Below are 26,971 nucleotides of genomic sequence, written 5' to 3'. Positions count from 1 at the left end.
CCTTACACCAAAATCATTTCCGTGGTAGCCCGCCCAGCGGGAACCATTGGGAAGACGCCCTCTTCAGGCGCAATGTGAATATCAACCAGAACGAGATTCTTGGTCTCAAGGGCTTTTTTGAGAACCGGTTCAACGTCTTCAGGTTTGGTAGCCCGAAGGCCAACGGCGCCATAAGCGTCCGCAAGTTTTACAAAATCTGGGATAGTGGCAAATTCAACTGCAGAGTAACGGCGCTCGTAGAAAAGCTCCTGCCACTGGCGCACCATGCCTAAATAGCCGTTATTTAGAATGATGACCTTGATTGGTAAGCGCTGATCTATGGCGGTAGCCATTTCTTGAATATTCATTTGAATGGAACCATCGCCTGCAAAGTCAATGACGAGTCTATCCGGGTTTGCCATCTGAGCTCCTATAGAGGCAGGGAATCCGTAACCCATGGTGCCAAGACCACCAGAAGAAAGAAGGGTCCTTGGACGATCAAACTTCCAAAACTGAGCCGTCCACATCTGGTTTTGCCCAACTTCCGTACAAACAATGGCATCCCCACCAGTGAGCTCATAGAGCTTTTCTATGACAAACTGAGGCTTAATGTAATCTCCTTCTTGTTTGTAGGTGAGGGGATAACGTCTGCGCCAGATCTCGATTTGCTCCCACCATTCTTTGAACTGCTCTTTCCAGAGTTTTGCCGGACGTCCAACTTCTTTGATAATTTCAAGAAGCTTGGCAAGGGCCCTTTTACAATCCCCCACAATAGGCACGTCAACTCTGACGTTCTTTTGGATAGAGGTGGGGTCGATGTCAATATGGACTATCTTGGCCATAGGGGCAAAGGCGTCAACCTTTCCGGTTACGCGGTCATCAAAGCGCGCACCTACTGCAATGATAAGGTCACTATTGGCAACCGCCATGTTAGCGTAGTAAGTGCCGTGCATACCAAGCATGCCAAGGGAATATTCGTGAGTCCCCGGAAAGCCCCCCAGACCCATAAGGGTCATGGTAACAGGTATGTGAAGGAGTTCAGCAAGCTCGCGGACTTCTTCATGGGCCCCAGAAGAGATAACACCACCACCAACCAGGATTACCGGACGCGTTGAGGCCTCAAGGAGACGATAGGCCTTTTCCACCTGGCGTTTATGGGGCTCATAAGTGGGATTATAGCTTCTTAACCTGATTTCCTCAGGCCAGTTAAATTCTGTCTTGGCCTGCTGGACATCCTTGGGAATATCCACAAGCACTGGCCCCGGACGCCCTGTTCTAGCAATATGAAAAGCCGCTTTAAGGGTCCAGGCTAGGTCTTCTACGCGCTTTACCAAAAAATTGTGTTTGGTACACGGACGCGTAATACCGGTAATGTCGACCTCCTGGAAGGCGTCGTTACCAATGAGTTTGGTAGGAACCTGACCTGTTAGCACGACCATAGGAACAGAGTCCATATATGCCGTAGCAATACCTGTTACGGTGTTGGTTGCGCCTGGACCAGAAGTAGCCAGACAAACGCCTACTTTTCCGGTTGACCTTGCAAGGCCATCTGCCGCATGAGCAGCCCCTTGCTCATGGCGCACCAAGACATGCTTTATATCCTGCGCCCGGTAAAGTTCATCATAGATGTCAATAACAGCGCCACCCGGATAGCCAAAAATGATGTCAACGCCCTCTCGCCTTAGGGCTTCGACAATGATTTGTGCACCAGTCATTTTCTTAGCCACTATTTGTTTTCCTCCTCCATTTTACGATATTTTTCAACTATAGCTAAAATTTGGTCTTTTAACGCTAGTTTTTTAACCTGAATACGCTTTTTTTCTACTTCCTCTTCAGCGGTGAGATAAGGTCTTTTGTGAAACTCTTCAAGCTGTTGGTCAAGGGCACGATGTTCCTCTACAAGTTTACGAAGCTCTTCATCCTTTTCCGCATACTTAGCAATGAGTTCTTTTTCTTTATCCATAAGTAACCTCCCTTTGTGAATTTTGGTCTTTTAATGCTCAAATTATAAAACGTCAATATTTTGTGAAAAATTTTATTTTATTTCCAAAATCATCTTAATTTCAAAAATGTTTCTTTCTGTAACCTTTGTTTCAATCGTGTAAAAATAGTTTGTGAAATATTTTTCATGCTGTTTTTAATGGCAATATTTCGTTTTTAAAATTTTGTTCTCGATCTTGGCAAAACATCCTAGGATGTGCTTGCGACACAGATCCCGACAAGTTTACAAAAGTATCTTGTTCCATATTTTTTTATTAGGCTTTTTTTAACACCGCGTCTAGTGTTTTTTACATATGATCGGGGCAAGAGATAGACTTTCATAACAAAAAATAAACCACCCAGGATCCGTTCCTATCTTTCGTTCCGAAAAATGAGAACGGATCCTTGCGGTTATGCTTGCAATACTAATCACGACGATTTTGCAAAGGTCTCTTCTGAAATGCAAGAAAAATAAGGGCTTAACAGGTATCTCCCATGTAGCGTATAAAATCAACCACCTCTTCCCAGGTGGCCGAGGGAGAAAAACCAGGACAGGTGCGCTTTATTATCTCAAAGCTTTCTCGGTCTTTGAGGATACTTGGATGAAGAGGCCAGCGGCGACAATGAGAAGGTTTTACCGGATGAATACGGCATATTTTTTCTTTTTCATCAAAAAAAATACAATGGCCGTTTATAGTCTTCATTTCCACACGAGATCCCTTTTTAACCGTATAGCGCTCAAAAAATTCTGAAAGATTCAAACCCAAAAACATGGCTATACTTTCCTGCTCAGGAGGAGTAAGGGAAACCGTACTTTCCCCCTGACAGCAAAAGCCACATCTTTTACATTCAAATATCTTTACGCTCATAGGGGATAGGGTCTTCCGCACCAGCTTCTTTAAAACCTTTAAGCCTCAAAAGGCAAGATTCACAAACACCACAAGCAACGTCTTCCCGCTGATAACACGACCAGGTCAGGTGAAGCGGAGCTTTGAGCTTTACCCCAAGCCTTACGATCTCTGCCTTGGAAAGTTCAATCAAGGGAGTTTCTATGCGTATGTCTGTTTCTGGCTTGGTACCTTCGGCAATAGCACGGTTAAAGGCCTCAAAAAAACTTTTGCGACAATCTGGATAGCCAGAGAAATCAACCTCACTTGCCCCGATAAAAATCCGCTTGGCTCCTAAAACCTCCCCCCAGGAAACCGCAATGGCTAAAAAATGGGCGTTACGAAAAGGGACATAAGTTACGGGAATATCCGAAGTGGACACCGCTCCCTCGGGTACGGGAATGTTTGTGTCAGTGAGGGCAGAGGCTCCGATTTGTTTAAGGGCTGGGACATCGGCCACCAGGCGATATTTTACCTGGTAATAATCTGCAATTTCGTTAAAGGCCTTGAGCTCACGAGCCTCGGTACGCTGGCCGTAATTTACGTGTAAAAAGGCAAGATCGTATTTTTGAGCCGCATAAGCGGCAGCCACACAACTATCCAGGCCACCGCTTACCAGGCAAACTGCTAACTCCTTGGGCATTATGTTCCCATCTCCCAGGAAGAAAGATATTTTTCTTGCTCAGGAGTCAAACGGTCGATACGAATGTTCATGGCCTTAAGCTTCATTTCTGCCACCGAACGATCTATGTGCTCTGGGACTTTGTAAACGTCATTTTTAAGCTCTTTTCCATGTTTGACAAGATATTCCGCACAAAGGGCCTGGTTAGCAAAGCTCATATCCATAACAGCAGAAGGATGGCCCTCAGCTGCAGCAAGATTAACCAAACGACCTTCTGCCAGGATGTAAACCTTTTTGCCGTTTACCAGGGTGTATTCATCCACATTTTCACGCACACGGCGTACTTGCTGAGAAATTTCTTTAAGACCATCAAGGTCAAGCTCCACATTAAAGTGACCTGAGTTAGATACAATGGCACCGTCTTTCATCTTTAGAAAGTGCTCTTTGCGAATCACATGGATATCCCCGGTTAAGGTGCAGAAAAAGTCGCCAATTTCTGCAGCCTCATCCATGGGCATCACGTCAAAGCCATCCATGACAGCCTCAATAGCTTTAAGAGGATCAACTTCGGTTACAATGACGCGTGCTCCCATGCCCCTGGCCCTCATAGCCACGCCTCGGCCACACCAACCGTAACCTGCCACTACAAAAATAGAGCCAGCCAGAAGACGATTGGTAGCGCGCAAGATGCCATCTATGGTGGATTGGCCGGTACCATAGCGGTTATCAAAAAGGTGTTTGGTAAGGGCATCGTTTACCGCAATGACCGGATACTTAAGCGCCCCTTCTTTAGCCATAGCACGAAGTCTGATAACTCCTGTAGTGGTTTCTTCTGTGCCGCCAATTACATTTGCGATTTTTTCCGGGTATTCCGCATGAAGGGTGGAAATAAGGTCTGCTCCGTCGTCCATGGTAATGTTGGGGTTTATATCAAGAACGGCCTTTATGTGGGCATAGTAAGTATCGCGATCTTCTCCGCGGATGGCAAAGACCGGGATCTCAAAAAATTTCACGAGCGCCGCCGCTACGTCATCCTGAGTGGAAAGGGGATTTGAGGCACAAAGGGCTACCTCAGCACCCCCTGCTTTAAGAACATCCATCAGGTTTGCAGTCTCAGTGGTGACATGGAGACAAGCCCCGAGTTTTATTCCCTTTAAGGGTTTTTCCTTTTCAAAGCGGTCTTTTATCTGTTTGAGAACAGGCATCTCGCGCCCGGCCCATTCAATTCTAAGTCTTCCCTTCTCTGCCAGCTCAAGGTCTTTTACGTGAAACTCCATTAGCTCCTCCTTTTAAGGCACTCAATGTCAGCTAAATCCTTTGGCCTGCCTGATGTTTGTTTAACAATCTTAAGAACTCTTTCCACTCGGGGGAAAGGACGTCCGAGGACAGCAGCATATCTTCTCCTTAGGACTTCAAAGATTCTTATCCGCTCTTCAATACTTAAGTTTTGATAATAGCGGTTTTCTTCTTTTTCGGCGTCTTCTAAACGAAGTTTTTTTATCATGGTTAATTAAAGCCCGGCCAGTTCTTTTATTTTTTCTACCATGTCAAGGCGCTCCCAGGTAAATTCCGGCTCAGGACGCCCAAAATGGCCGTAAGCCGCTGTTTTCCGATAAATAGGCCTTCTCATATTGAGATATTCGATCATGTGGCGCGGACGGAAATCAAACAGCTCATTTATGATCTCAACTATGCGGTCAAGGGGAATATTGTTGGTGCCATTGGTGTTTACGTTGATTGCCAAAGGCTCTGGCACACCGATTGCGTAAGCTACCTGAACTTCTAACTCTTTGGCCACCCCTGCGGCAACCATGTTTTTAGCAACATAACGGGCATAGTAAGAAGGAGTGCGGTCAACTTTGGTGGGATCTTTGCCGGAGAAGGCACCTCCACCGTGATGTCCGCGGCCGCCATAGGTATCAACGATTATCTTCCGCCCAGTCATGCCACAGTCTGCCAGCGGCCCACCGATAACAAAACGTCCGGTGGTATTTACCAAAAACTTGGTTTCAGCGGTAAAGTGCTCGGGGTCAATGACTTTTTTGATTACCTCCTCAATAATGGCCTCGCGAAGTTCTTTATATTCCACCCAGGGTTCATGCTGGGCTGCCACAACCACTGTGTGAACAGCCTTGGGGCGTTTGTCTTCGTATTGGATCGTTACCTGGGTTTTGCCATCAGGGCGCAAAAAGGGAAGAATTCCCTTTTTGCGAACTTCGGCTAAACGCATAGCCAGGCGATGGGCGTACCAAATAGGCATGGGCATATAGTCAGGGGTCTCATCACAGGCATAACCAAACATAAGCCCCTGGTCTCCGGCGCCAATCTCTTCGCCTCGTTCAACACCCATGGCAATGTCTGGGCTCTGGCGGTCAACACTGGTAAGCACGGCGCAGGTCTGCCAGTCAAAGCCAAGGTCAGAGTGGTTATAGCCAATTTCTTTTACCACACCACGGGCGATCTTTGCGTACTCCACCCGGGCTTCAGTGGTAATTTCACCGGCAATGAGTATCATCCCGGTGTTCACCAACGTTTCACAGGCTACGCGCGCGTAAGGGTCTTTCTCAAGGATGGCATCAAGAATGGCATCAGAGATTTGGTCGGCCACTTTGTCAGGGTGTCCTTCGGTAACAGACTCCGAAGTAAAAAGAAAGTTAGATAAGCTCATGGTCATTTCCCCCTTTCATAAAGCTAAATAGCTAGTACTTGCAAATTTTTTTGCTAAGGGCTTTATAGCGGTCTTTGCGCAAAGCTTCAAGAAGTAAAGGCTTTTTCTTCATAAAATCTGCTGCGCAAAGGACCTTGGTATTGGTTTTAACCGCCTCAGAGAAAACATTTTCTGCCCAGGTCTTCCAGGAAAGATCTCGCAATAAATGATGATCCATAATCAAAAATTCGGGCTTAAGTTCTAATGTCAGGGAAACTAAATTTTTACGGGCAAGCTCTAGGGCTTCCAAGCCAAAACGGGGGCCAAGATAACTTGCCGGGCCATCGATAAAAAGAATTTGAGGACTGTGCTTATAAATAAAATTTAAAGCTTCTTGTTGTACCGGGCCTGAGACATCAGAAGAATGCAAAAAGACTTTGCCATTTTCTTTTATGACTGTTGCTACCACGGCTCCAAAACGCTCATCAGGACCGTGATTTAAAGGTGGTGAGCAGACAATTTCTGTTTCTCCAAAAATGAGCCGCATCCCTTCGGCAATCTTCCAGCAAACACCAAAAGCGGCAAGTCTTTTTAAAAGTTCTTTAGCACGTTTAGCCTGGTTGCGGTTTATATCTTTTTCGGGATTTTTTAGCAGCAATTGTTTACCCTTAAGCTCTTTGGCCCATTCAGGGTCATAGTGGTCATAATGATAATGACTTATGATAACTAAATCGGCTTCTCTGATTTTATCCTTAATAAGGGCCTTAATTTCCCGCAATTTTTGCCATTCTATCTTATCTGGAGGAAGGCCATAACGTTTAGGACCAAGGGCTGCACCGGGGTCAATCAGGACGGAGACGTCTTTGGTGCGCACAAAAGTTGCCATGGAGCGAACGCCCAAGCTTTCAGCAGCAAGAATCAGAATTTCCATGAGAGAAATCCTAGGAGGGAAAATTTGGCGTCCCCGAGGGGATTTGAACCCCTGTTGCCGGCGTGAAAGGCCGGTGTCCTGGACCTGGCTAGACGACGGGGACACCTTTTTATAAAACCTGGTGGGTCGGGCAGGACTCGAACCTGCGACTCTCGGCTTAAAAGGCCGATACTCTACCAACTGAGTTACCGACCCAACCAGCGACAGTAAAAATAACGGCACCTCCGCCTGCTGTCAAGGGAATCTTAAAAATAAAGCTCGGTCTTTTATCTTGAGTGTCCTATGCGTTTACCCTTGAAAAACTTGGCTCGGTAAAGGTCTTTTTTGGTAGAAATTATCAGAGATTATTTAAGAACTAACAAAAAATTAAGCTTAATTTGGCTAGCAAGGGGAAATCCTCTTAAGAAAAATTTCTCATGTTTTGGTAATAAGTTATAAAAACTGGGTAGCTCTCTAGCAAATTTAGCATTAACGGCTTACATTTCTTGCCAGCTAAATAAAAGAAACCTTTGCAAAAACAAACATATGATCCTTGCGGTGATTTGTTGGAAAACGCTTTTCAACAACGAGGTAAAAAATGTCTATCTATAATCTAGACTTTATTTTTAAACCCAAAACCGTAGCAGTAATGGATGTCGTTCCAGGAGACGCTTCACCAAGCGAACTATTACTTCGAAATCTCCTGTGGCGAGAATTTAAAGGCGAGGTGTTTCTTGTAGGAGAAGGAGAAAATATTTGCGGGCTTGAACCATATCCCTCCTTAACCGCCATCCCTCAAAAAGTTGATCTTGCTATTATCGCAGGTCCAGTAGAAAGACTTTGGAAAAATCTGGATGACTGCGTAAAAAAGGGTGTCAAAGGGGTTGTCATTCTTGCCAGAGATTTCGTAGCACGTATGAAAAATCCCGAAGTGGCCTTGTCACAACTTTATGGATACGTAATAAAACACAATATCCGCATTCTTGGGCCCAATACTTTGGGTTTCCTACGGCCACATTTAAAAATAAACGCCTCGGTAGTGCCCCATCGTTTTGATCCTGGCACCCTGGCCTTTATTAGCGATAGTTCGACCCTTGCGTCTGCAGTGCTTGATTGGGCTGAAAAGAAAAAGATAGGTTTAAGCTTTTTTACATCGTTAGGGGACAAAGTCGATATAGACCTGGCTGACATGATTGATTATCTGGGGCTCGATTATCACACGCGGGCCCTTATCGTGTTCATTAATTACGTGAAATCTGGACGAAAATTCATCAGTGCAGCAAGGGCCTTTTCACGTACCAAACCCATTATGGTGGTGAAAAACGGACGCTATTTTTCTTTCAACGGAGAACATTTTACCGAGATAAGTAAGCTCATCACCAAATACGACATTTATGATGCTGCCTTTCGCCGTGCAGGAATAGTGCGTGTTGATGAAATTTTAGAACTCTTTTATGTGGCGGAAAGTTTGGCAAAACAACCCAGGCCTAAAGGCCGAAGGCTTGCCATTGTGACTAATTCTGGAGGCCCTGCAGCTATCGCAGTGGACACCCTGCGGGGAAATAATGGCGAGTTGGCCAAATTCAGCCCGGAAACCAAGAAGGCTTTCCGTGAAATACTCCCTGATAAAAGAATTAAAAATCCGGTAGATCTCTTATCTGATGGCTCTCCTTCTGATTATCAAAAGGCAATAACTCTTTGTCTTAAAGACCCCCAGGTGGATGGAGTGGTGGTTTTACACACGCCTGAGTTTGGTATTAACAGCGAAGAAATTGCCTGGGCGGTGGTACGTGCCTCCCAGCAGGTGAAATTCAAACCTGTTTTAGCCTGCTTCATGGGGGAAGAAAGGGTAAACGCTGGGCGCAAACTCTTAAGTGAACAAAATATACCCAACTTTTTGACCCCAGTTGAAACCGTGAAAAGCTTCCTTTATATGTACCGTTATGACCACCTTTTGAACCTTCTCTTTGAGACTCCCGGCACTCTTAGAGAAAACTTTACCCCTGATAACGAAAAAGTAAGAAAAATCATAGAAAACGCCGCTAAAAATGACCGGTTTTGCCTTTCAAAAGAGGAAACTTTTGATGTTTTAAAGGCATACGATATTAATGTCTCAGATAAAAGTCCTGCGCAAGATAGCCAGGATTGGTATCCGCTTGCCATAGGAATGCTTAAAGATCCAACCTTCGGAGCAGTGATAAGTTTTAGTTACGGCGGTCCTGCCATGAAAGCTGAAAGGGATATATCCCTTGGGCTTCCGCCGCTTAACCAAACTCTTGCTAAGAGGATTCTCGAAAGGACAAATATTTATAAGTATCTTATCAATGAAAAAAATTTTTCTTCGGTGCCTTTAGAAGAACTTTTGGTTCTTTTTTCGCACCTTATAGTAAACTTTCCAGAAATTAAAGAAATAGAATTAAATCCAGTCTGGTTTAGTAACGGAACTTATGCTATTAGTGATGCCAAAATCTGGCTTGAAGATTTTGCCTTTTTACCCAAAAAAGAACCTCATACCTATTATTGTCCAGCTCATCTTGCCATTTGTCCTTATCCGAACCAGTTTATTTTTAATGTCTGTTTAAAAGATGGATCGGTAGTCACTATTAGGCCTATTAAACCTGAAGACGAACCGAAAGTAGCTGCTATGTTTTCTTCTTTAAGCGAAGAGACTATGCGTCTTAGGTTCATGCAACCGCGAAATCATATTTCCCATGAAGAACTAGCACGTATCTGTCACATAGATTATGATCGCGAACTAACTTTAGTTGCGGAAACCAAAGAAGAAGAAGGACGCCGCATCATTGGTATGATAAATCTTTTGCGTTTGCCTGATGAAGAAAGCGCTGAAATGGCACTATTAGTAGCAGATGACTGGCAGGGCAAAGGCCTTGGATGGCTTTTATGTACTACCATGCTTCAAGTAGCCAAGCAACTAGGGCTAAAGAAAATCTGGATGGAAATTCTTTGCGAAAATGTTAGAATGCAAAAATTGGCAGAAAAACTTGGCTTTAAAATGAAAGTCCGTGAAGAAGACGTAATAAGGGTGGTTAAAGAACTTGATTAAGAAACTACCAGTACTTTATACCGAAGACTTTAAGGCTCACCGAACAAGTCCCCAACATCCAGAAAACCCCGAGCGCCTTGATGTTATTATGGAACGCATTACCCAAGGCGTTTTGGGAAATATCGTTGAAATAATAGAACCTGACCCTGCGCCTCTTGAATGGGTAAAAAAAATCCACGACGTCAATTATCTTTTGCGTTTTGAAGAAGCCTGTTTAAGAGGACGGTCTTTTATTTGTGGCAAAGAGAATGAAATATGTTTTGACACATACGAAATCGCACTTCTTGCCGCAGGTGCCGTGATTGACGCGGTTCGCCTGGCTGAAAAGGGAGAAAAATTTATTTTCTGCCCGGTAAGGCCGCCAGGACATCATGCTGAAAGATACACTGCTTTAGGATTTTGTTTCTTGAACAACATTGCTATTGGTGCCAAATATTGGCAAGAAAAATATGGCCGCAGGATTTTGATAATTGATTGGGATGCCCACCATGGAAATGGCATACAAAACGCCTTCTATGAAGATGATCAAGTTTTTTATATCAGCATCCACGAGAATCCTAGGTTTAGCTTCCCTGGAACTGGGCTTGCCGAAGAAACAGGTCGGGGGAAAGGTGAAGGATATACGCTAAATATCCCCTTGCCCCTTAATGCTGGGGACCTTGAATTCCTGGAAGTATTTGAACAAAAGATCGAACCTGTGGTACGAGAATTTAGACCAGAAGGTCTCATTATTGGGGCCGGGTTTGACGCCCACCAGGACGATGATTTAGCCTATCTAAACCTAACCTCAGCAGGATTTGCCGAAATAACAGAATTTATCAAAAAATGGAGCGTAGAATTTGATTTTCCCGTTATTTCGGTACTTGAAGGCGGCTACAACCTCGAGATTCTTCCAGCATGCGTGGCCGTTCACTTAAAAGTCATGCTCGACGTAGAAGCAGAAGACCCTGAAGATTAGGCTAATCTTTAAGAGACTTTACAAAAAATTTGTAAGATCAGTGTTGCAAGCACAAGAATCCGTTCCTATTTTTCATTTCGAAAAACAGGAACAGATCCAGAACAGACCTTCGAAAGAGTTTTGCAAGGTCTCTCAGAAAGTTATTATCGTGAATCCTTTTTTATAAAAGGAAGCCATTCCTGGATGGCCATTCATATCATCAAGCAGAGAAAGGCCGATCTTTTTAGCCACTTCAAGGGTTCCCATTTTACTGGAACAAGCCTTACACACCCCTGCAACAAGATTTTGCTCTTTTGCCTTAACCCATAGGTAATGAAGAGGATTTTCTTTAGCTTCTAAAGAGGGCAAAAGTTTAGTGGCCGCCCCTTCAATTACAATCGCTGCTTCGTGTCCCTTTTCTTTCATGTCAAAAGCATTTAAAAGAACATGGACAAAACACATCGGGTCACCGTTAAAGACAAATAAGGCAAACTTGGCCATTATACACTCCTAGTTGATTTTTTTTGGTAAAAGTATAAAAGACCTTTGCAAAATTGCCGAGATCAGCCTCGCAAATAAAAACACAAGGATCTCCGTTCCCATTTTTCGTTCCGAAAAATAGGAACGGATCCTTGAAAGGGCCTTAAGAAAAGGTGTTTTGCTAAGGTCTTTATAACAAAGTCTTTTCAAAATAAGGAGGGGGAGCATGGATAGGAGAAGTTTTCTTAAGACTCTCGGGGCTGCTGCTGGAGCATCCATAATAGCAAAGCCAGTCTTCGTGCACGCCAAAAGAAGAATCCGCTGGCGTATGGTAACAAGTTGGCCAAAATCCCTTGATGTGCTTTTTGGAACAGCCCAGCTAATTGCCCAAAAAGTACGCGAAATGACAGATGGCCTTTTTGACATCAGGGTCTATGCAGCCGGTGAAATCGTCCCGGGCCTTAAAGTCTTTGATGCGGTGGCCGAAGGTGCGGTTCCCATTGGGCACACCGCTCTTTACTACTACACCGGCAAGCACGAAGCTTTGGCCTTTGCCTGTGGCGTGCCCTTTGGTTTTACCTACCGCGCGCAAAACGCCTGGCTCTACACCAGCCAAGGAGGAAAACTCTTAAATAAACTTTTTGATGATTTTGGCTTTTTAGGCTTTCCCGCAGGGAATACCGGAGTGCAAATGGGAGGATGGTTTAGAAAACCTGTTCGCTCTCTTGAAGACCTTAAAGGTCTTCGTTTCCGTATCCCGGGACTTGGAGGAAAAGTCATGGCCAGACTAGGTGTTAGCGTTCAGTTACTTGCTGGGGGAGACATCTACCCTGCCCTTGAAAGGGGAGCCATCGATGCTACCGAATGGATCGGCCCTTATGATGACGAAAAGCTTGGATTCTATAAAATTGCCAAATACTATTACTATCCAGGCTGGTGGGAGCCTGGCTCAACACTTCATCTCATGGTGAGCAAAAAGGCCTGGGAAAAACTTCCCAAAGAATACCAGGAAGCACTTAAAAACGCTTCCGCCATAGCCAATCAGGAAATGATATTAGCTTATGATGCCAAAAATCCCGAGGCCTTAAAACGCCTTTTAAAACACGGGGTAAAACTCAGGAAGTTTCCTGACGACGTCATGAAGGCGGCTGAAAAAGAAGCCTTTTCCCTTTACGATGAGCTGGCAGAAAAAGACAAGCTCTACAAAGCCATATACGAAGACTGGATGAAGTTTCGCAAAGACATTGGCTCCTGGTTTGGCACCGCAGAACTAAGCATGAATGAATACATTTTTGGACAAAAACTACGGGGTAACAACACGAAATAATCCTGTAACCAGTTGCGGAAAAAGTATTACTAACAAGAGACCAAGCAACTGGATAGCAATAAATGGTACCACCCCCCGATAAATATCTGCCGTTGTTACCCCGGGGGGAACAACTCCTTTAAGATAAAAAAGTGCAAAACCAAGGGGTGGCGTCAAAAAAGAAGTCTGAAGATTCATAGAAATCATCACCCCGAACCAAACCAAGGCTATCTTAGCTGGCTCAGGAAAAACTTCAAACCAGCCACTTAAGAGTCTTTCGGCCACTGGGGCCACTAGAGGCACCACGATAAAAGCAATCTCAAAGAAATCCAGAAAAAAGCCCAGGACAAAAACTACAAGGTTAACCACCAGGAGAAAACCCCAAGCACCTCCGGGAAGTGAAGAAAAAATGTCCTCTATCAAGAAATCACCGTAAAGCCCGCGGAAGACAAGCGTAAATGCTGTGGCGCCAATCAAAATGAACATAACCATGGAAGAGAGCTTAACCGTGGTATAAAGGCTTTCCTTTAAATCATTCATATTAAAGCTGCAGTAAAGGATTGCCAGGCAAATAGCGCCAACAGCCCCAAAGGCCCCTGCCTCTGTTGGCGTAGCAATACCTTTAAAGATGCTTCCAAGCACCACCACAATAAGTAAAATCGGTGGAAAGACCACCTGAAAAAGCTCTTTAAACGAAGCTTTAGAGCTATCCCCTGAGCTTGGCACAATTTCAGGACGCAACCAGGCAACTAAAACTATGTAAATTATGTAAAGTCCTGCCAACAAAATACCCGGCACTAAGGCCCCTAAAAACAAATCTCCTACCGGCACGCCAAGTTGATCTGCTAACACTATCAAAACAATCGAGGGAGGGATAATCTGGCCAAGGGTCCCTGAAGCAGCTATTACGCCGCAAGCAAGCGGTTTGGCATACTTGTGTTTTAACATAGTGGGAAGAGAAATTAACCCCATGGTAATTACCGTGGCCCCCACAATGCCTGTGGCTGCAGCCAAAAGGGTTCCAACTAAAACGATACTAATAGCAAGCCCGCCCCTTATTCTTGCAAGGGCCTTTCCCATGGTGGTAAGGAGGTTTTCCGCAAGGCCTGAGCGTTCAAGCATAGTGCCCATGAAAATGAAAAAGGGAATGGCCAAAAGTACGTAATTTTCCATGATGCCGAAAATGCGCTCTGGAAGGGCTAGAAGTAACTCTGGACCAAAAAGACCAGACTTAATCCCTAAAAGAGAAAATAAAAAAGCCGTGCCCAAAAGAGAAAAGGCTACCGGAACACCTAAAAACAGAAAAACTAGCAGGGTGACAAACATAAGGGGCACTAAAAAATTCTCAGGAGCCATGATCACCCTTTAGGCGAAACCAGGTTTTAATGAGTTCACTGAGACTTTGAAGAAAAAGCAAAAACAAACTAATGAGAAAGGCTATTTTTAAGGGATATCTTGGCAAACCTCCGGGGTCAGGGGACATTTCTTTTATACGTAAAGACTCAACAACCATGGGAAAGGTCAAATATATAAGAACTATCACCGCGGGAATATAAACAAAAAGGATAGCCAAAAAATCCAGCAGAGTTTTGGTCTTTTCGGAAAATTTGGCGTAAAAAATGTCGATTCTTACGTGTTCTTTAGCAAGAAGGGTATATGAAATCCCAAAGGTAAAGATAAGGCTATAAAGATACCATTGTAGTTCAAGATAAAAATTGGAAGAAAGGTTCACACCAAGGGATTGGGAAAACTTCCGCAAAAGCGCATTAAAAAAACCGAGCAAAATCATCAGAAGGCAAAAACAGGCTAGCAAAGAAGCAATTTTTCGCGTAAGCGTATCAATGGCAAAGGCAAGCTTTTTCATAAAGCGTAATTTTTAGTCAAAAGCCTTCTTATGTCAAACAAATGTTCCAAGTTCCTGTTAACCATTATAAGCGATTGCCCACCACGAAACCCTGAAAAAGCCCGGCGGGGAAAGTATCCTGGCCTGTCCCCGTTTAAAACCTTTTTCTCCCATGCAAATTATCTAGGATCGTTCTCTTTTTATTCCAAAAAATGGGAACGGACCTTGACGGAGCTTAAAAAAAGATGTTTTGCAAAGGTCTTTGGAATTAATTTTAATTTCCTTAGAGGCATATTGATGGGGAAAGAAGAGAAAAGTTTTCGAAAGATTGCTGCGGGAGCAAGAGCAGTAACTATCGCAGTGCTCCTGAGCCGGCTCCTCGGGCTTGTGCGCGAGCAGGTGCTCGCCGGCTTTTTTGGAGCCGGGCTCCAGATGGACGCCTATGTGGTGGCCTACCGCATCCCCAATTTACTTCGCGACCTGCTGGCCGAAGGAGCCCTTGCTGCTGCTTTTGTTACGGTTTTCACCCAGCACAAAGAAAAATGGGGTCTTGAAAAGACCTGGCGCCTGGCAGGCCGTGCCCTGGGAACTATCCTCGTCTTGGTAATATTGCTGGTGTTGCTCGGCGAAATCTTTGCCCGTGAACTGGTAAATCTTTTGGCCCCTGGTTTTAAAGCTAATCCCCTTAAAGAAAATCTTGCGGTTGAACTTACACGTATCATGTTTCCTTTTCTTGCCCTGGTTAGTGTTTCAGCGGTATTCGCCGGCATGCTAAACGCACTTGGCATATTCTTTTTGCCAGCTGCCTCCTCAGCGGTATTCAATCTCGTTTCTATCTCCGTAGGTGTTTTGCTTTATTTTGTTTTTGTGAAACTTGGATACCCCCCTATTTTGGCCATGGCTATTGGAGTAGTTACAGGTGGGCTTGCGCAGGCAGCAATACAGGTCCCAGCTCTTAAGCGAAGAGGTTTTTCCTTTAAGCTTTCTTTTGCACCCAAAGACCCTTACGTGAAAAAGATTTTTCACCTGATGTTGCCTTCCGTTATCGGATTATCCGCGGTGCAGTTAAACATCTTTATCAACACGTATTTTGCCTCCCTTTGCGAAGAAGGCTCGCTTTCCTGGCTCTCCTACGCCTTCCGTTTAATGTATGTTCCTCTTGGTCTTTTTGGGGTAGCTCTTGCCACGGCTATTCTTCCGGTAGCCTCTGCCCAGGCTGGTCAAGGAGACTTCTCAAGCTTGCGCAAGACCTATTCTTCTGGGGTTCTCATGGCTTTGTCCCTTGCCCTTCCTTCTGGGATAGGCTTAATAATCCTTGCCAAACCTATAATACAGCTCATTTTTGAACGCGGACGTTTCAGCGAAGCGGACACCTTAGCCACGGCTTCTGCCCTTTCTTTTTTTGCCCTGGCTCTTCCTGCATACGCGTTAACCAAAGTCACTTCGCCGATTTTTTACGCCCTTCACCGCCCGAAGATCCCCATGTTTTCTAGTTTTCTTTCAGTGGCGATAAACCTGATAACCGTAGTCTCCCTGGTCCATGTTTTAAGCTTTCGCGCTATAGCCCTTGGCACAAGCCTTGGTATCACCGCCCAGGCCATTTTTCAGATAGCCTTTCTTGCGAAAATCCTTAAAAAGCTTGAGTTTGGAAAGATCACAAAAGGGGTAGTCAAACTTTCATTTGCGGTAACAATCATGGGTGGAATTGCTTATTTTGCTAGAGAAATACTATGGGATGCCAAGGGCCCTTTGCTTGCCCTTGGCACCCTTGGCACCATTGCTTTTTGCGCTGGCCTTTACTTTGGCATCATTAAGTTAATAGGCCCTAGGGAAGGTCTTTATCTCTTCTCACTAACGGCTAAGAAGAAGTAACCTGATATCCCGCTTCAAAAGCCTTAAAATTCGCCTCAAGAAATTTCTCCTTGATGCTTTCTTTCATTGCATCCAAGAACGCTTTTTTACTGAGTGGGACAAGCCCGGTACCTGCCAGGGCGCCCAGGGCTACCATGTTAAGAGCCTTGGCTGTACCGGCTTCTTTAGCAAGTTTTTCCCCAGGAAAAAGATAAACTTTTGGAAAAGATTCTTTCAGTTTTTCAAAAAGAGGATCAAGGTCAGGATATTTGGCAAGGCCGTCTTTGACAATCTGGGGAATAACCGGGTCGGTGCTGGAAACAATGACCGTGTCTTTACGCCCCCGGGGCAAAGCCCGAAGTACTTCTGCCGGCTCAAGCCCCACCAGCACATCGGCTTCGCCTTCTGAAATAAGGGGGCTCTTGTAACCACCAATAAGAATATTTGTTTCAACCACCCCGCCCCTTTGGGCCATACCGTGTACTTCAGACATGACCACGGGAATATCTGCCTTAAGGCAGGCACGCCCTAGCACCTGAGAGAAAAGCAAAATTCCCTGCCCTCCAACGCCTACAGTCAATATACGAAGCTTTTGCATGTATTCCTCCTACTTTTTGGCAACCCTTTGCCGATAAAGGATGCACGGAGCTTTGGCTATTATCACTGAAAGCTCTTTTTTTCCAAGCAAAGGCTTTACCAATGCCTTAGCTTCTTCTTTGCGATAGGGATTGATAGTCACCACGTTTTTGACTCCCAGGGCCTTGACTACTGCTTCAATATCAATGCGTGGTCTGTCAGCCAACTCCTTAAAACGCAATTCTTGCGAAGGTACCGGCTGATGGCCAGTCATGGCAGTGGTCTCATTGTCCATAATTACCAGCGTAAAGTTGTGTTTATTGAAAACCGCATTTGCCAGAGGAGAAAGCCCGGCGTGAAAAAAAGTAGAGTCTCCTATAAAAGAGACAATGCGGTGATTAGTGGCAACAGAAAATCCACATGGAGAACCCACACTTGACCCCATACAAATAAGATAATCTGCCATCTGGATAGGAGGAAGGATACCAAGGGTGTAACAGCCAATATCAGTTGGGAAAATGCTATTTTCAAGCTCACCGAGTTCTTTTAGTGTTTCTTTAATTACCATGTATGTCTCGCGGTGAGGGCATCCGGGACAAAGGGTGGGAGGCCTTGGCGGAAGCTCTGGAACCCAGGAAACATCGATTTTTTCTCCCTCAGGGAAAGAAATACCAAAGGCATCTGCCATAGCTTTTTTGACTATTTTTGGTTCAAACTCAAAAGTACGCGGGAGATGTCTGGTGGCCTTTCCCATGATATTTACAGAAAGGCCCCTTTCCTTAGCCACTACTCTGGCTGCCTCTTCAAGGTAGGGTTCAAGCTCTTCCACAACCAGTACGTCTGCCACCGAGCGCAAAAAATCCGCCAGAAGATTCACTGGATGAGGATGAGTAAATCCAAGAACCAAAACCTTGACTTGGTCTTTTAAATCGAATTCTTCGACAATGTCATAAACATAGTTTGCCGCAACACTTGAAGTGATAATGCCTTGTTTGCCTTTACCGTATTGATAATTGAGGCGTGAACTATCAGCAATAAGGGTGGCATCTTTCATCTTTTCAAGAAGTACTTGGTGCCGCACCCTGGCCACCGCTGGTATAGGAACCCATCTGCGGGGATCTTTTTTAAACTCTCCTTTCACTTCCTGGTCATAAGAGGCAAGCTCTCCTACCTGGACTATGCCTCGGGCGTGAGAAACGCGAGTCGTAGTGCGCAAGATAACCGGAAGCTCTAATTTTTCGGAAAGATCAAAGGCATAAATGGTCATTTCGTAGGCTTCCTGAGGCGTTGCCGGCTCAAGCAGCGGAAGCCCTGAAAGCCTGGCATAATAACGGGAATCTTGTTCGTTTTGGCTTGAGTGGCATGACGGGTCATCAGCTACCACTATCACCATCCCACCACGTACCCCTATATACGCAAGGGTCATCAGGGCATCTGCTGCTACGTTTAACCCGACATGCTTCATGCAGGTAAGGCTACGAAGCCCTGCGGCCGCAGCCGCCGCTGCTACTTCAGTGGCGACCTTTTCGTTGGTTGAAAATTCAAAATAAAGCCCAGGTAGCTCGTACTGGATCCTAAAAAGATTGTTGCCAATTTCAGAAGAAGGAGTGCCAGGGTAAGCAGCTCCAACACGAAGCCCTGCTTCAAGGGCACCACGAACAATAGCTTCGTTGCCAAGGAGTAAAACTTTTTCTTTGGGTTTAGATTTGATTAGAGGATGCATACAAACCTCCCGCCTATGTTAGGTAACGGTTTTAACTGGAGGGAGTTTTTTTGGCAAGTAGAAATTAAATACTTTGGGCCTTGCGCCAGCCTTCGGCTTTCAAACGTTCCATTCTGGCATTGGCCCAGTTTTTAAGTTCCTGAAAATACCGATGGGGATCTTCTTTAAGGATGGCAACAATAGCTTCTTTTTCGGACTTTATGTCTTCAAGTTCACCAGGATAAAGCTCTTTCCAGGTGGCATATCCCTCATCAAAAAGAAATGCAGGAGTAATTTTTTCAGCAGGAAGGCCAAGTTTGGCCACCGCCATGAAACGCGCAAGGTCCATGTCGTATTCAATTATCCAGCCGTTGTCCAGAATCATGGTGGCTTTGTCAAAAGAGACGTGCTGAGAGCACTCAGGACAATAAAGGGCCACAATAACTTCAGGGGGCAAAATATTGTCCCTTAGATTAAAAGGGGCCTCTTTGGCCCCACATTCACAGCGAATTCTTACTTCCATACACATAGGCAATACCTATTCTTCTTTTTTCATGGTGCCCTGCTCTCCACATTTAGGGCATTTGCGAGGTTTACAACGGCCTTCTTTAGTGGCTCCGCACTTTTCACAACGAAAAACTGCCATAGCTTACACCTCCTTTCCCAAACATTCTTTACAAATTCCGCGAAATACAATTTCGCTACTAGTTATCTTAAATTGGCTTTTGTATTCTTCTGGCAGTTCGAAATCAAAATCAACAAAAATATCAAACACCCGATGGCAGCGTTCACAAATAAAATGATGATGGGGAGAAGTATTGGGATCAAAGCGTTTTTTGCCGGGCTCAATGCTAAGTTCGCGCACAAGTCCGCGTTCCTTAAGGGCTTCAAGGGTGTTATAAACAGTAGCAAAGGACATACTCGGGAATTTTTCTTCCACATAACGGAAAATCTCTTCTGCAGATGGATGACTGGTGTTCCCCTCAAGATATTCAAGGATTGCCAGACGTTGAGGGGTCATCTTTAGGCCAAGTTTTCTAAAATATTCGATCTTTTCTTTGGTCACGGCTATCACCTCAAAATTTATTTTGATTTAGACTCTTTATAAAATAATAAGAAATATTTTTTTTGCAAGCTTGTTACAACTAATTTTTCCGCTTAGTGATATGGATTTCGATAAAAAGCATTGCAAGGCAATGTTAGCACACCCTGCTAATCTTTCGGGTTACATTCTGCACTTCTTATCTCGCAAAGACAAGAGTCATTTATACGCAAAATGGCCCAAAAAGGTAAATAGTGGCATGTAACACAGAAGCAAAATGATAAAAATGTTAAAATGATAAAAATAATCATGAAAGAGACCTTTGCAGAATTATTAACCCCCATACCCCAGCGGGGCAAAACGAAAGCATAAAAAAGCGTCGCGGGGGCAGGCGGGGAGGCCTCATTTTCAGGAACGGGGGAGCATGTTTTGTCCGACAAGGAGTCACCGCGAAGCGACCTTTACGCCCGCGCGATCCCGTCCCTTCTCTTTCCGAGATTGCTTCGCTCACTGCGTTCGCTCGCAATGACTGACAAAAATAGTGCTTTCGATACCCATTCAATCCAAACCTCTAGAACCTCTAGAACCTCTACAAACTCTTCTACCCGAGATTGCTTCGCTTGGCTCGCAATGACCACCAAGGCGTCATCGCGAGGAGGCCCGTTAGGGCCGACGAAGCGATCGCTTTCCCGAACACAGTGAGGGATCTAGATTGCTCGGCTTCGTTTGCAATGACGTTGTTCAAAATTTCATAGATTTTTGCAACGATTTCTCATGAGAAAAATTTAATCTAAAAATTGTAAACTGAGACCTTTGCGAAACACTTTTTCTTAAGGCCTGTTTCTGGATCCGTTCCTATTTTTCGGAACGAAAAATGGGAACGGATCCCCTGCGGTTGTGCTTGCGACACTGATCTCAGCAATTTTGCAAAGGTCTCAAACTATGTGTAAGCACTTGGGAGGTGTTCAAAGGTAAGTTCACTGATTAACTCCTGAAAGGCTTTGCGAAACTTATCTTTTAATTCTACGATTTCAAGGCCGGCGTAGTATTTTTCGCCATCTTTGCGCACCCAAACAACCCGGGCTTTGCCTTTTACCGGTGGCTTTGATTCAAAAGAAAAAAGTATCCTCTGACCAGGGCTAAGAGAAGTAAAGGTTGAAATACGAAAGCCTCCAAGGCTAATGTCTTCGAGCTTGGCATCTAAAACTTGGGGTGTGCCATCAATAGCAAAGTGGCACCTAAAATTGACATCAAATCTTTCGAAAAGACGTTTGTCTAACATGTCTTTTTTTATATCGGCGGAAAATCTTGCTTACTTTAAAGCTCTAAAACAGGGAAGTCCAGGAAATAGTTTTATTTTTCTAAGTTTTTCGTCTATCTCTTTTATCTTGAGAATTTTTCCACGTTTTTTAGCCCCTTTTAGATAAACAGCGGCTTTTTGGCTGGCTTCTCTAATTATCAAAAGTCTCATAGCTGGCGTCAAATATGGCTCAGGATAAATCTTAAAAAGGGCCTTTAAACGATAATAATCAAGGCCTGGGGTGCGGGAAAGCTGATCTTCATGGCCTCCCCTTTTTACCACCAAGGGGGTTTTTATCAGAAAGACCGGATAGCGTGCTAGAAGCCTTAACCAGAGTTCATAATCTTCACATACAGGAAAACTCTCGTCAAAAAGTCCTATCTCATAAAGCACGTCCCTTTTAAGCATTATTCCCGACGGGCTTATCAGACAGAGCTCAAGGGCCCTGTCAAAGAAAAAGCCAGAGGGTTTTTGGTGACGCCTGCGGGGATTTACCCGCCTGCCCCTGCGTATCCAGATTTCTTCAGTCTGAACAGCCACCGCCTCAGGGTGTTTCTTAAAAAACAAAACCTGCATTTCAAGTTTTTTGGGAAGCCAGAGGTCATCGCTGTCAAGAAAAGCCAAGAATTTTCCGCGCGCCCGGCGAATTCCTGCATTTCTTGCCGAAGAAACCCCGCGCCTTTGGGCTCGCTTAACAAAGCGTATCGGATAATTGGCCACTAATTTGACCGTGTAATCACTTGAGCCGTCATCTACCACGATGACTTCAAAATCTCGAAAAGTCTGGGCAAAAACAGAGTCAAGCGCTTCTTTTAGAAAAGAGGCCCTGTTATGCGTAGGAATAATCACTGAAACCAGGGGTTTCATTTGTGGTATGGTTCACCAGAAAGAATAGCAAGTGCTCGGTATAGTTGCTCACAAAAAACAAGAAGTGCTATTTCATGGCCAAAAGTCATTAGGGAAAGAGAAAGTTTTAAATCCGCCCGCTTAAGGACCTCCTCTGAAAGCCCATAGGCTCCGCCCAAAACAAATGCCACTTCTCTTTCTCTATTAAGCAAACTCTCTAGCTTCCTTGCAAACTCTTGCGAAGTAAAAATTTTTCCCCTTTCATCAAGTGCAACAATAAAGGCATTCCCGGTGGCCTTAAGCAAAACTTCTCCTTCTTTTTGTTTTAGGGTCGAAAGAGAAGTTTTGGGGACTTTTTTTTCTTCAAGAGCAAACGAAAGATAATTTTTAAGACGCTTTTCGTAATATGCTACACCTTCCCGGATAAAAGAAAACTTTATCTTTCCCGGCGTAATTACGCGCACTTTTGCCGGCCAGCGCATGGGCTATTTATCTTCCTCTGCAGTTTTATAGGGCTTTATGTCAAGAATAGGGGTGCCATCAAGGATATCTAGGCCTTCTACCTCGATAATATTTTCCTTTACAGAAAGCACTTTTAAGGCCGAAAGCCCAATGGGATTCGGACGAACAGGAGAACATGTGCTGAAGACCCCGCGCTTTTCTCCTGGACGATGAGGGGGCTCTTGGATCAGATAGCGCTCTTCAAAAGGCGGGCTTTTGTGAAAGTGGAAAAGAACCCAGATTCTGTCTCCTGGCTTAATGTCTTTTAACCCGAGCTTGTATTCTGGGAAAATTTCAAGGCGGCCTTTTACCTGCGAAATCGTGTAAAAGCGCGGCACTTCTTTGGCCTCGGTGTGCACAAAGCCAATAGGTTCAAAGCAAATCTTTTTTAAAGGAATCTCTTCAGCCATTTTTTAATTAGGGGGCTTTAATCGCCCGACGTTACTGGATCCGTTCCCATTTTTCGCTTCGAAAAATAGGAACGGATCCCTGAGATCATTGTCTATTAAAAAATACTCACAGTAATAAGATTCATTCATAACCAGGAACAGGTTTTAGCTATTTTCTGCGCCTCTTTGCTGTCTTTGATTTCTCGGGTAATTATTTCTGCGTCAAGGCCAAGCTCAGTCTTGGCCTTTTCTAAAAAGGAGATTATGCCTTGCCAACTACGGCATTTTGGGAGATAAAAAACTTCGATCTTCATGACCAGAGAGTATATCGTCAAAATTCCTGTTTTCGAAGGCCCCCTTGACCTTTTATTGCACCTGGTGCGCAAAAACAAGCTTAACATCTTTGACCTTCCCATTTCCCTTATCACCGAGCAATACCTTGCCTATCTTGAGATGATGAAGGCCCTTGATCTTGAGATTGCAGGGGAATACCTCTACATGGCCGCTACCCTTCTTTATATCAAAAGCAAAATGCTTCTCCCTGATGAGGAAGAAACCGAAGAAACATCACTTGAAGAAGACCCGCGGCGCGAGATTGTCGAACCACTCCTAGAACTTGACCGTTACCAAAAAGCCGCAGAAAAACTCTGGGAAAGGCCTCTTCTTGGCAGGGATGTGTTTGTTGCACCTCCGTACGATATGCCACGGCCAGAAGAAATATCTGTTTCTATTTTTGACTTGCTTGCTGCGTTAAAGGAAGTCCTAGGAAGAAAGCCCCCCTCTCCTCTTGAGGTTTCAAGGGCTCGCTTTTTAATCCAGGAAAAAATGGCAGAAATAGAAGAACTCCTTTCTGAAAAAAAGCGCATTTATCTGCGAGATCTTTTTAAACGGGCTAAGAGCCGTGAAGAGGCCATAACTTATTTTCTGGCACTTCTTGAGCTTGCCCTAAGAGAAAAACTAAGGCTTATTCAGCAAAAGCCTTTGGCAGAAGTAGAGATCATAAAAAGATGAAGATCATTTTATACGCTATCTTGGCCTTATTTTTGCCCCTTGCTTTTTTAAAGCTTTGTTATGCCGTAGGGACTATTTCTGTGCTACGTCGCACAAAAGGCGCTCTTTTTGTAGGCACTTCGCGCAAGAAGATAAAGGCCATTTGCGAACACCTTGAGCTTTCCCCTGAGAAGAGAATTGTCGACCTTGGCTGTGGGGACGGAAGATTTTTGCGGGCAGTTTATAAAAGATTCGGCGTCATCGGCGAGGGATATGAAATAAACCCCTTTGCTTACCTTTTGGCAAAAACGCTAAATTACCTCACCCGCACCCCGGTAAAAATTCATCGCAAAAACTTCTTTAACTGTGATCTCTCTCAATATGACTTAATCTTTTGTTATCTTTTTCCGGATCTTTTGCTTGATCTTGCTCCTAAAATCAAAAAAGAAGCAAGGCCTGGCACTATCATAATCAGTGCCAATTTCCCTTTACCGGGTTTTTCTCCCTATTTAGTTTTAAGAGTAGAGGACCCCATCTATTTTTACCGCATCTGAACATGATCTTGTGCTTTGTGGCCATTGTGCTAACTCTTTCTAGACATCCTTGGCAAGGAGGAAGAGATGTTTAAAGCGGTATCCCTTGTGCCCCTTGGTACCGTGCGTCAGGATGTAATTGACGCGATAGCAGGTGGTATTTACGAGAATTTGAATCTAGAAGTTTATTTTGAAGAACCTGCCCCTCTTCCTCAGGAATTTTTTGATAAAGAACGAGGACAATTCAAAGCAGACGACCTGGTTACCTGGTTCCAGCAAAATATCGAAACCCGCTCGCGCCTTAAGCTCGGTATTTGTGAAGTGGATCTTTACGCCTGGGATTTAAATTTTGTCTTTGGCATTTCAATCTTAAAACAGGGCACGGCCCTTCTCTCTTATCGGCGGCTTGATAATGCCTTTTATCACTTACCCCCTAACGACAGGCTCTTATACGAAAGGGTTCAAAAAGAAGCGCTTCACGAACTTGGCCATGCCATTGGCCTTGACCACTGCGAAGCCCCCTGCGTAATGCATTATTCCAATAGCGTCATGGAAGTTGACGTAAAACCTGCTAAATTTTGTCCAGAGTGCTGGCGAAGGATTAATTTATTACTCGGAAGAAATATTTAGAGGGAAATTATGGCGGAAAAGCGTGTTATTCTTGGCACCGCAGGACATATTGACCACGGAAAAACTACCTTAGTAAAGGCCTTAACCGGCATTGATACAGACCGTCTAAAAGAAGAAAAAGAACGCGGAATCACGATAGAACTCGGCTTTGCCCATCTCACCCTGCCAAGCGGAGTGCGCCTTGGCATTGTTGATGTCCCAGGGCATGAGCGCTTTGTAAAAAACATGGTAGCAGGAGCAAGTGGTGTCGATCTCGTGGCCCTGGTGATAGCAGCAGACGAAGGTGTTATGCCACAAACCAAAGAACACCTTGAAATATGTGAACTCCTTGGCGTCAAGACCGGAATCGTAGTTATCACCAAAAAAGACCTGGTTGACGAAGAGTGGCTCGAGCTCATCAAAGAAGACATTGCCGAGGCCCTAAAAGGAACCTTCCTTGAAGATGCACCCATGATTGCTGTCTCAGCGACCACGGGAGAAGGCCTGGAAGAGCTCATTTCTCTCCTTGATAAAGTTGTTAAACAGGTACCTGATCGTCCGGCAAAAGGCCCCTTCCGCCTGGCAATAGACCGTGTTTTTACGGTAAAGGGATTTGGCACCGTGGTCACCGGAACCTCTCTTTCTGGAAAGGTAAAAATAGGAGACGAAGTAAAAATCTATCCCAAAGAACTAGATGCCAAAGTGCGCCGTATCCAGGTCCACGGCGAAGACCGTGACCAGGCAGAGGCTGGTCAGCGCACCGCCTTGAATCTGCATGGAGTTACCAAAGAAGACTTAGAACGCGGCGACGTAGTAGCCCACAAAGGGGCCTTAAGACCTAGCCTTATCGTGGACGTAGCCCTCAAGTATCTTTCAAGCGCCCCAAAGCCCCTTCAACACAATACCAGGGTACGCTTCCATATCGGCACAAGCGAGGTCCTGGGACGGGTCTTTCTATTTGGCACGGACAAAATAGAACCAGGAAGCGAGGCCCTGGCCCAATTGCGCCTGGAAGAACCGGTAGTCTGCTGGCGAGGGGACCACTTTGTCATCAGAAGCTACTCACCTATGATAACCATTGGAGGTGGTGTAGTCCTTAACCCCGTGGCCTTCAGGCGCAAACGCTCCCAACGCCACCAGCTAGAGGAACTAAAGCTTTTGCGCGATGGAACCACCGAAGACGTCATTCTTTATCACCTTCGTATTGCCGAAGAGATGGGGCTTCCTTTTGAAGAAATTGCCCTAAGAGTTTCTATTTTTGGGGAAGATCTTGAAGAAATCCTTAAAAAGCTCAAAGAACACGGCAAGATTAAAGAGATTCGAACCGAAGCAAAACGTCTTTTCATGGCGCGTGAAATATACGACGAAATCAAACAAGAAATTCTAAACCGCCTGCGTAAATTTCACGAAAAATTCCCCTTAAAACCCGGCCTAACAAAAGAAGAACTCAAACAACGTTTGCCCTCAGGGCTTGAAGTGCGTGTTTACGAAAAGATGCTTGAAGAGCTAATTGCAAAGGGCAAAATAGTCCAGGAAAAAGAGATAATCCGCTTAAAAGAGCATAAAATCGTCCTTGCCGAGGAACAGGAAGCCCTTAAAAGAAAAATCGAAGACGCCTTTCGCAAGGCAGGGTTTACTCCCCCTGATAAAGACGAAATCCTTGCCAGGTTCAAAGAAAACCCCGCTCTTGTACAAGAAATCTTTTCCTTGCTTCTCCAGGAAGGAAAGCTCGTTAAGCTTCGTGATGAACTGGTTTTTCACCATGATGTAATTGAAGAAGTCAAAAAACGTGTAGTTTCATTCCTCACCAAGAACAAAGAAATGGCAGTGGGCGATTTCCGTAAACTCGTTGACGGCTCAAGCCGCAAATACATGATTCCGCTCCTTGAATACCTTGACAGAGAAAAAGTCACTATTCGCCTGGGAGACAAACGCGTACTCCGCCGCAAAGAAACTTAAATCTTGCCAGAAATTTTT

29 protein-coding genes and 2 tRNA genes are annotated in these 26,971 nt (G+C 44.8%); 8 read left to right on the top strand and 23 right to left on the bottom strand.

What is annotated here, in order from left to right:
- Positions 1-2: 2 nt before the first annotated feature.
- From ilvB to H528_RS0100275, 10 genes are all read right to left on the bottom strand, one after another.
- Entirely contained in the window at positions 3-1,694 is a 1,692-nt protein-coding gene (ilvB, locus tag H528_RS0100320; RefSeq protein ID WP_033396017.1) for a biosynthetic-type acetolactate synthase large subunit, read from the bottom strand.
- Positions 1,695-1,705: 11 nt separating this feature from the next.
- Complete coding sequence (locus H528_RS0100315; RefSeq protein ID WP_022852358.1) at positions 1,706-1,942, bottom strand: DUF465 domain-containing protein; 237 nt, start codon at positions 1,940-1,942, stop codon at positions 1,706-1,708.
- A 496-nt stretch (positions 1,943-2,438) separates the two neighbouring features.
- Entirely contained in the window at positions 2,439-2,828 is a 390-nt protein-coding gene (locus tag H528_RS11955; protein ID WP_022852357.1) for a YkgJ family cysteine cluster protein, read from the bottom strand.
- Positions 2,809-3,489, bottom strand: a complete 681-nt coding sequence (gene queC, locus H528_RS0100305) for a 7-cyano-7-deazaguanine synthase QueC (protein ID WP_022852356.1) — start codon at positions 3,487-3,489, stop codon at positions 2,809-2,811. The genes H528_RS11955 and queC overlap by 20 nt, the downstream gene beginning before the upstream one ends.
- Complete coding sequence (gene ahcY, locus H528_RS0100300; protein ID WP_022852355.1) at positions 3,489-4,745, bottom strand: adenosylhomocysteinase; 1,257 nt, start codon at positions 4,743-4,745, stop codon at positions 3,489-3,491. The genes queC and ahcY overlap by 1 nt, the downstream gene beginning before the upstream one ends.
- Positions 4,745-4,972, bottom strand: coding sequence for a hypothetical protein (locus H528_RS0100295; RefSeq protein WP_022852354.1), 228 nt, complete (start codon positions 4,970-4,972; stop codon positions 4,745-4,747). Before H528_RS0100295 ends, ahcY begins: the two co-directional genes overlap by 1 nt.
- 6 nt (positions 4,973-4,978) lie before the next feature.
- Positions 4,979-6,136, bottom strand: a complete 1,158-nt coding sequence (gene metK / locus H528_RS0100290) for a methionine adenosyltransferase (RefSeq protein WP_022852353.1) — start codon at positions 6,134-6,136, stop codon at positions 4,979-4,981.
- Positions 6,137-6,167: 31 nt separating this feature from the next.
- Positions 6,168-7,046, bottom strand: a complete 879-nt coding sequence (locus tag H528_RS0100285) for an MBL fold metallo-hydrolase (RefSeq protein ID WP_022852352.1) — start codon at positions 7,044-7,046, stop codon at positions 6,168-6,170.
- A gap of 25 nt (positions 7,047-7,071) precedes the next feature.
- A tRNA-Glu gene (locus H528_RS0100280) sits at positions 7,072-7,149 on the bottom strand.
- 16 nt (positions 7,150-7,165) lie between these two features.
- Positions 7,166-7,241, bottom strand: a tRNA-Lys gene (locus H528_RS0100275).
- A gap of 382 nt (positions 7,242-7,623) precedes the next feature.
- Here H528_RS0100275 and H528_RS0100270 point away from each other — a divergent pair.
- Both H528_RS0100270 and H528_RS0100265 read left to right on the top strand, forming a co-directional pair.
- Positions 7,624-10,089 (top strand): bifunctional acetate--CoA ligase family protein/GNAT family N-acetyltransferase, encoded by a 2,466-nt coding sequence (locus H528_RS0100270; protein ID WP_022852351.1) that lies wholly within the window; start codon positions 7,624-7,626, stop codon positions 10,087-10,089.
- Positions 10,082-11,047, top strand: coding sequence for a histone deacetylase family protein (locus H528_RS0100265; RefSeq protein WP_022852350.1), 966 nt, complete (start codon positions 10,082-10,084; stop codon positions 11,045-11,047). Before H528_RS0100270 ends, H528_RS0100265 begins: the two co-directional genes overlap by 8 nt.
- Positions 11,048-11,179: 132 nt before the next feature.
- Here the strand turns inward: H528_RS0100265 and H528_RS0100260 are convergent, their stop codons facing one another.
- A complete protein-coding gene (locus H528_RS0100260) occupies positions 11,180-11,527 on the bottom strand; it encodes a hypothetical protein (RefSeq protein ID WP_022852349.1) in 348 nt (115 codons plus the stop codon).
- Between the two features lie 205 nt (positions 11,528-11,732).
- Between H528_RS0100260 and H528_RS0100250 the strand changes: the two genes are divergently transcribed.
- Positions 11,733-12,833 carry a TRAP transporter substrate-binding protein gene (locus tag H528_RS0100250; protein WP_022852347.1) on the top strand — a complete coding sequence of 367 codons (1,101 nt, stop codon included), beginning with the start codon at positions 11,733-11,735 and terminating at the stop codon, positions 12,831-12,833.
- Here H528_RS0100250 and H528_RS0100245 read toward each other — a convergent pair.
- Both H528_RS0100245 and H528_RS0100240 read right to left on the bottom strand, forming a co-directional pair.
- Positions 12,810-14,168, bottom strand: a complete 1,359-nt coding sequence (locus H528_RS0100245; RefSeq protein ID WP_022852346.1) for a TRAP transporter large permease — start codon at positions 14,166-14,168, stop codon at positions 12,810-12,812. The genes H528_RS0100250 and H528_RS0100245 overlap by 24 nt on opposite strands.
- The gene (locus tag H528_RS0100240) at positions 14,158-14,676 is read right to left on the bottom strand and encodes a TRAP transporter small permease subunit (RefSeq protein ID WP_022852345.1); all 519 of its coding nucleotides are present in this window, start codon (positions 14,674-14,676) and stop codon (positions 14,158-14,160) included. Before H528_RS0100240 ends, H528_RS0100245 begins: the two co-directional genes overlap by 11 nt.
- Before the next feature lie 276 nt (positions 14,677-14,952).
- Between H528_RS0100240 and murJ the strand changes: the two genes are divergently transcribed.
- Positions 14,953-16,527: a murein biosynthesis integral membrane protein MurJ gene (murJ, locus tag H528_RS11950; RefSeq protein ID WP_028845696.1), complete on the top strand. Its 1,575-nt coding sequence runs from the start codon at positions 14,953-14,955 to the stop codon at positions 16,525-16,527.
- Here murJ and H528_RS0100230 read toward each other — a convergent pair.
- The 10 genes from H528_RS0100230 to H528_RS14410 all read right to left on the bottom strand — a co-directional run bounded on the left by H528_RS0100230 (position 16,514) and on the right by H528_RS14410 (position 23,176).
- Positions 16,514-17,104, bottom strand: a complete 591-nt coding sequence (locus tag H528_RS0100230) for an indolepyruvate oxidoreductase subunit beta (protein ID WP_022852343.1) — start codon at positions 17,102-17,104, stop codon at positions 16,514-16,516. The genes murJ and H528_RS0100230 overlap by 14 nt on opposite strands.
- A gap of 9 nt (positions 17,105-17,113) precedes the next feature.
- Positions 17,114-18,805 carry an indolepyruvate ferredoxin oxidoreductase subunit alpha gene (gene iorA, locus H528_RS11945; protein ID WP_022852342.1) on the bottom strand — a complete coding sequence of 564 codons (1,692 nt, stop codon included), beginning with the start codon at positions 18,803-18,805 and terminating at the stop codon, positions 17,114-17,116.
- A gap of 64 nt (positions 18,806-18,869) precedes the next feature.
- Positions 18,870-19,307, bottom strand: coding sequence for a hypothetical protein (locus H528_RS0100220; protein ID WP_022852341.1), 438 nt, complete (start codon positions 19,305-19,307; stop codon positions 18,870-18,872).
- A 15-nt stretch (positions 19,308-19,322) separates the two neighbouring features.
- Positions 19,323-19,430, bottom strand: a complete 108-nt coding sequence (locus tag H528_RS0100215; RefSeq protein ID WP_022852340.1) for an RCKP-type rubredoxin-like domain-containing protein — start codon at positions 19,428-19,430, stop codon at positions 19,323-19,325.
- 3 nt (positions 19,431-19,433) lie between these two features.
- Complete coding sequence (locus H528_RS0100210) at positions 19,434-19,850, bottom strand: Fur family transcriptional regulator (protein WP_022852339.1); 417 nt, start codon at positions 19,848-19,850, stop codon at positions 19,434-19,436.
- 916 nt (positions 19,851-20,766) lie between these two features.
- Complete coding sequence (locus H528_RS0100205; RefSeq protein ID WP_022852337.1) at positions 20,767-21,108, bottom strand: PilZ domain-containing protein; 342 nt, start codon at positions 21,106-21,108, stop codon at positions 20,767-20,769.
- Between the two features lie 30 nt (positions 21,109-21,138).
- Positions 21,139-21,993, bottom strand: coding sequence for a glycosyltransferase family 2 protein (locus H528_RS0100200; RefSeq protein ID WP_022852336.1), 855 nt, complete (start codon positions 21,991-21,993; stop codon positions 21,139-21,141).
- Positions 21,990-22,454 (bottom strand): 23S rRNA (pseudouridine(1915)-N(3))-methyltransferase RlmH, encoded by a 465-nt coding sequence (locus H528_RS0100195; protein ID WP_022852335.1) that lies wholly within the window; start codon positions 22,452-22,454, stop codon positions 21,990-21,992. Before H528_RS0100195 ends, H528_RS0100200 begins: the two co-directional genes overlap by 4 nt.
- A gap of 3 nt (positions 22,455-22,457) precedes the next feature.
- On the bottom strand, positions 22,458-22,883 hold the full coding sequence (gene tsaA, locus H528_RS0100190; protein WP_022852334.1) for a tRNA (N6-threonylcarbamoyladenosine(37)-N6)-methyltransferase TrmO: 426 nt from the start codon (positions 22,881-22,883) through the stop codon (positions 22,458-22,460).
- Positions 22,884-23,008: 125 nt separating this feature from the next.
- The gene (locus H528_RS14410; protein ID WP_022852333.1) at positions 23,009-23,176 is read right to left on the bottom strand and encodes a hypothetical protein; all 168 of its coding nucleotides are present in this window, start codon (positions 23,174-23,176) and stop codon (positions 23,009-23,011) included.
- Between H528_RS14410 and H528_RS0100180 the strand changes: the two genes are divergently transcribed.
- The 4 genes from H528_RS0100180 to selB all read left to right on the top strand — a co-directional run bounded on the left by H528_RS0100180 (position 23,175) and on the right by selB (position 26,953).
- Complete coding sequence (locus H528_RS0100180) at positions 23,175-23,873, top strand: segregation and condensation protein A (protein ID WP_022852332.1); 699 nt, start codon at positions 23,175-23,177, stop codon at positions 23,871-23,873. The genes H528_RS14410 and H528_RS0100180 overlap by 2 nt on opposite strands.
- Positions 23,870-24,406: an SAM-dependent methyltransferase gene (locus H528_RS0100175; protein WP_022852331.1), complete on the top strand. Its 537-nt coding sequence runs from the start codon at positions 23,870-23,872 to the stop codon at positions 24,404-24,406. Before H528_RS0100180 ends, H528_RS0100175 begins: the two co-directional genes overlap by 4 nt.
- Before the next feature lie 66 nt (positions 24,407-24,472).
- Positions 24,473-25,015 (top strand): archaemetzincin, encoded by a 543-nt coding sequence (locus tag H528_RS0100170; protein WP_022852330.1) that lies wholly within the window; start codon positions 24,473-24,475, stop codon positions 25,013-25,015.
- 9 nt (positions 25,016-25,024) lie between these two features.
- A complete protein-coding gene (gene selB, locus H528_RS0100165; RefSeq protein ID WP_022852329.1) occupies positions 25,025-26,953 on the top strand; it encodes a selenocysteine-specific translation elongation factor in 1,929 nt (642 codons plus the stop codon).
- Positions 26,954-26,971 lie beyond the last annotated feature (18 nt).

The organism is Thermodesulfatator atlanticus DSM 21156 (assembly GCF_000421585.1).
GTDB lineage: Bacteria > Desulfobacterota > Thermodesulfobacteria > Thermodesulfobacteriales > Thermodesulfatatoraceae > Thermodesulfatator > Thermodesulfatator atlanticus.
Note: the sequence above shows the minus strand (reverse complement) of the source record. Positions and strands in the feature narration are given on the sequence as shown.

Coding starts and splice junctions, on each gene's coding strand:
- ilvB (WP_033396017.1), bottom strand. CDS start 1,694: ATGACTGGTGCACAAATCATTGTCGAAGCCCTAAGGCGAGAGGGCGTT.
- H528_RS0100315 (WP_022852358.1), bottom strand. CDS start 1,942: ATGGATAAAGAAAAAGAACTCATTGCTAAGTATGCGGAAAAGGATGAA.
- H528_RS11955 (WP_022852357.1), bottom strand. CDS start 2,828: ATGAGCGTAAAGATATTTGAATGTAAAAGATGTGGCTTTTGCTGTCAG.
- queC (WP_022852356.1), bottom strand. CDS start 3,489: ATGCCCAAGGAGTTAGCAGTTTGCCTGGTAAGCGGTGGCCTGGATAGT.
- ahcY (WP_022852355.1), bottom strand. CDS start 4,745: ATGGAGTTTCACGTAAAAGACCTTGAGCTGGCAGAGAAGGGAAGACTT.
- H528_RS0100295 (WP_022852354.1), bottom strand. CDS start 4,972: ATGATAAAAAAACTTCGTTTAGAAGACGCCGAAAAAGAAGAAAACCGC.
- metK (WP_022852353.1), bottom strand. CDS start 6,136: ATGAGCTTATCTAACTTTCTTTTTACTTCGGAGTCTGTTACCGAAGGA.
- H528_RS0100285 (WP_022852352.1), bottom strand. CDS start 7,046: ATGGAAATTCTGATTCTTGCTGCTGAAAGCTTGGGCGTTCGCTCCATG.
- H528_RS0100270 (WP_022852351.1), top strand. CDS start 7,624: ATGTCTATCTATAATCTAGACTTTATTTTTAAACCCAAAACCGTAGCA.
- H528_RS0100260 (WP_022852349.1), bottom strand. CDS start 11,527: ATGGCCAAGTTTGCCTTATTTGTCTTTAACGGTGACCCGATGTGTTTT.
- H528_RS0100250 (WP_022852347.1), top strand. CDS start 11,733: ATGGATAGGAGAAGTTTTCTTAAGACTCTCGGGGCTGCTGCTGGAGCA.
- H528_RS0100245 (WP_022852346.1), bottom strand. CDS start 14,168: ATGGCTCCTGAGAATTTTTTAGTGCCCCTTATGTTTGTCACCCTGCTA.
- H528_RS0100240 (WP_022852345.1), bottom strand. CDS start 14,676: ATGAAAAAGCTTGCCTTTGCCATTGATACGCTTACGCGAAAAATTGCT.
- murJ (WP_028845696.1), top strand. CDS start 14,953: ATGGGGAAAGAAGAGAAAAGTTTTCGAAAGATTGCTGCGGGAGCAAGA.
- H528_RS0100230 (WP_022852343.1), bottom strand. CDS start 17,104: ATGCAAAAGCTTCGTATATTGACTGTAGGCGTTGGAGGGCAGGGAATT.
- iorA (WP_022852342.1), bottom strand. CDS start 18,805: ATGCATCCTCTAATCAAATCTAAACCCAAAGAAAAAGTTTTACTCCTT.
- H528_RS0100220 (WP_022852341.1), bottom strand. CDS start 19,307: ATGGAAGTAAGAATTCGCTGTGAATGTGGGGCCAAAGAGGCCCCTTTT.
- H528_RS0100215 (WP_022852340.1), bottom strand. CDS start 19,430: ATGGCAGTTTTTCGTTGTGAAAAGTGCGGAGCCACTAAAGAAGGCCGT.
- H528_RS0100205 (WP_022852337.1), bottom strand. CDS start 21,108: ATGTTAGACAAACGTCTTTTCGAAAGATTTGATGTCAATTTTAGGTGC.
- H528_RS0100200 (WP_022852336.1), bottom strand. CDS start 21,993: ATGAAACCCCTGGTTTCAGTGATTATTCCTACGCATAACAGGGCCTCT.
- H528_RS0100195 (WP_022852335.1), bottom strand. CDS start 22,454: ATGCGCTGGCCGGCAAAAGTGCGCGTAATTACGCCGGGAAAGATAAAG.
- tsaA (WP_022852334.1), bottom strand. CDS start 22,883: ATGGCTGAAGAGATTCCTTTAAAAAAGATTTGCTTTGAACCTATTGGC.
- H528_RS0100180 (WP_022852332.1), top strand. CDS start 23,175: ATGACCAGAGAGTATATCGTCAAAATTCCTGTTTTCGAAGGCCCCCTT.
- H528_RS14410 (WP_022852333.1), bottom strand. CDS start 23,176: ATGAAGATCGAAGTTTTTTATCTCCCAAAATGCCGTAGTTGGCAAGGC.
- H528_RS0100175 (WP_022852331.1), top strand. CDS start 23,870: ATGAAGATCATTTTATACGCTATCTTGGCCTTATTTTTGCCCCTTGCT.
- H528_RS0100170 (WP_022852330.1), top strand. CDS start 24,473: ATGTTTAAAGCGGTATCCCTTGTGCCCCTTGGTACCGTGCGTCAGGAT.
- selB (WP_022852329.1), top strand. CDS start 25,025: ATGGCGGAAAAGCGTGTTATTCTTGGCACCGCAGGACATATTGACCAC.